We start from the raw sequence: 2,462 nt of genomic DNA on the forward strand, positions 1-2,462 counted from the left end.
CTCGCCGCCCGTACCGCGCCGAAGGCCGGACTGCGCGCCCTGCTCGGCAGCGGCGCCTGGTGGTGGGCGGTCGGGCTGAACGCGAGTGGTGGGCTGCTGCATGTGGTGGCCCTGGCGTACGGGCCGCTCACCGTGGTCCAGCCGCTGGGCGCGCTCACCCTGGTCGCGGCCGTACCGCTGGGCGCGCGCCGCGCCGGACGGCAGGTCAGCCGGGAGGAGTGGCGAGGCACGGCGTTCACGCTCGTCGGCCTCGCGGCGATCCTGCTGACGGCGGCGGGCACGGGCACGGAGCCGAACGAGTCGCTCAGCCTGGCGGAGGCCCTCGGTGTGGGAGGCGTGGCGCTGACGCTGGTCGCACTGCTGGCCAGACCGGGAGCCCGGCCGGGACTTCCGCACGCGGCGGCCTCGGGCATCGCTTCGGGCGTCGCCTCCGCCCTCACCCAGACGATCACGGTCGCCGCCGCCGGTGGCAGCATGCCGGGCGGTCCGGGATCGGGCACGGACGGGCTGGTGCTGTGGCAGGTGATGCTCGTGGCGGTGCTGGTCGCGGGCTTCGCGGTCGGCGGTCTGCTGCTCTCCCAGACCGCCTACCACGGCGGCCTGGGCGCTCCGCTCGCGGTGCTGACCTTGGCGAATCCGGTCGGCGCGGCAGTCATAGGGCTGACACTGCTGGACGAACGCCTCCAAGGCGGCGGGTTGGGGATCGCCGCGGCGCTCGTCGGCGCGGTGGTCGCGGCGCGCGGAGTCGTACTGCTGACAGATACGCCGGCGGCACGGCTGCTGATGGACACGCCGAAGGCGCCGGAGCAGGAGCGGGAGTCGGAGCCGGAGTCGGAGCCGACGTCCGGGCCCGCTGCGCTGACGGCTTCCGGTGAACAGACCGCTTCCGGCGAACGGATCGCGCCCGTCATGCCCGCGATGCCCGCGCCGGACGGTGCCCTCACCCGGTCGGTCGAGCCGGTGGCCACCTTCCTGGCCGTGCCGCCTCCCATGATGTTCTTCCCGGGCGGATTCCCCAGGCCTCATGGGCCCGTTGACGGTAAGACTCCCGGACCCGAACCACGCGCTCGGCGGCGCCGAAGACGCTGCCGGGCCGAGCCGTGAAGCTGCGCTGTCGGGCCGCTTAAGAAATCCTCGATGGACTGTACGGCCGGTGATCGGCAGATTGGTGTCCGACCACCGAACAGTGATCATCGACGACCGGTCGGGTCGCCTGTCGCCGATGCGGATCACTGGTCACCGAACAGCACCATCACGCCGGGAGCCGCCGCCCATGAAGGCACTTGTGAAACAGAAGGCCGAGCCGGGGCTCTGGCTCATGGATGTGCCGGAACCGGAGGCCGGGCCCGGTGACGTACTGATCAAGGTGCTCCGTACCGGCATCTGCGGTACCGATCTGCATATCCGGTCCTGGGACGGCTGGGCCAGACAGGCCGTCACCACGCCCAGGGTCCTCGGCCACGAGTTCGTCGGCGAGGTCGCCGCCGTCGGCGCGGACGTACAGGACATCGCCGTGGGCGATCTCGTCAGCGGCGAGGGCCATCTCGTCTGCGGCAAGTGCCGTAACTGTCTCGCGGGCCGCAGACATCTCTGCCGCAGTACGGTCGGACTCGGCGTCGGCCGCGACGGCGCGTTCGCCGAGTATGTCGCCCTTCCCGCCGCCAATGTCTGGGTGCACCGCACGGAGGTGCCTCTCGATGTCGCCGCGATCTTCGATCCCTTCGGCAACGCCGTGCACACCGCGCTCTCCTTCCCGCTCGTCGGCGAGGACGTACTGATCACCGGCGCGGGCCCGATCGGCATCATGGCCGCGGCCGTCGCCCGGCACGCGGGCGCGCGCAATGTCGTGATCACCGACGTCAGCCCGCACCGCCTCGCCCTCGCCCGCAAGGCCGGCGCCACGCTCGCCCTCGATGTCTCCGCTCCCGGCACCGGAATCGCGGACGCGCAGAGGCAGCTCGGCCTCAAGGAGGGCTTCGACATCGGCCTGGAGATGTCCGGCCGCGCCGAGGCCCTGCGCGACATGATCGACAACATGACGCACGGCGGCCGGATCGCCATGCTGGGCCTGCCCGCGCAGGAGTTCGCCGTCGACTGGTCGAAGATCGTCACCTCCATGATCACGATCAAGGGCATCTACGGCCGTGAGATGTTCGAGACGTGGTACGCGATGACGGTCCTGCTCGAAGGCGGGCTGGATCTGACGCCAGTCATCACGGGCAGCTACCGCTACCAGGACTTCGACGCCGCGTTCGACGAGGCGTCCACCGCACGCAGCGGCAAAATCATCCTCGACTGGACCTGACCCTGTTTTTTGAGGGCTCGGTTCGCCTCCGGGGCGCTTGCTGTGTCCATCAGCGGCCTCCGGCCGCGGGCACTGTCGACGGTCGACCGTGCTCGACCCCTCGTACCTCGGGACCCTCCGCCCGCGCGGCGGAGCCGCATATCGAGCACAGCCTCCC

The 2,462-nt window shown here is 71.1% G+C and carries 2 protein-coding genes; both read left to right on the plus strand.

The genetic code is table 11. The annotated features are described in order from the left end of the window. Window positions 1–1,104, plus strand: a 1,104-nt coding sequence (locus GA0115259_RS28960; protein WP_237540569.1) for a DMT family protein, incomplete at its 5' end; no start/stop codon positions are given. A 169-nt stretch (window positions 1,105–1,273) separates the two neighbouring features. Then, on the plus strand, window positions 1,274–2,305 hold the full coding sequence (tdh, locus tag GA0115259_RS28965) for an L-threonine 3-dehydrogenase (protein WP_093602497.1): 1,032 nt from the start codon (window positions 1,274–1,276) through the stop codon (window positions 2,303–2,305). Window positions 2,306–2,462 lie beyond the last annotated feature (157 nt).

Origin of the sequence: Streptomyces sp. MnatMP-M17 (genome assembly GCF_900091995.1) — a bacterium.
Taxonomy (GTDB): Bacteria; Actinomycetota; Actinomycetes; order Streptomycetales; family Streptomycetaceae; genus Streptomyces.

Excerpts from the sequence above, each read along its gene's own strand:
- tdh (WP_093602497.1), top strand. The coding sequence starts at position 1,274 with ATGAAGGCACTTGTGAAACAGAAGGCCGAGCCGGGGCTCTGGCTCATG.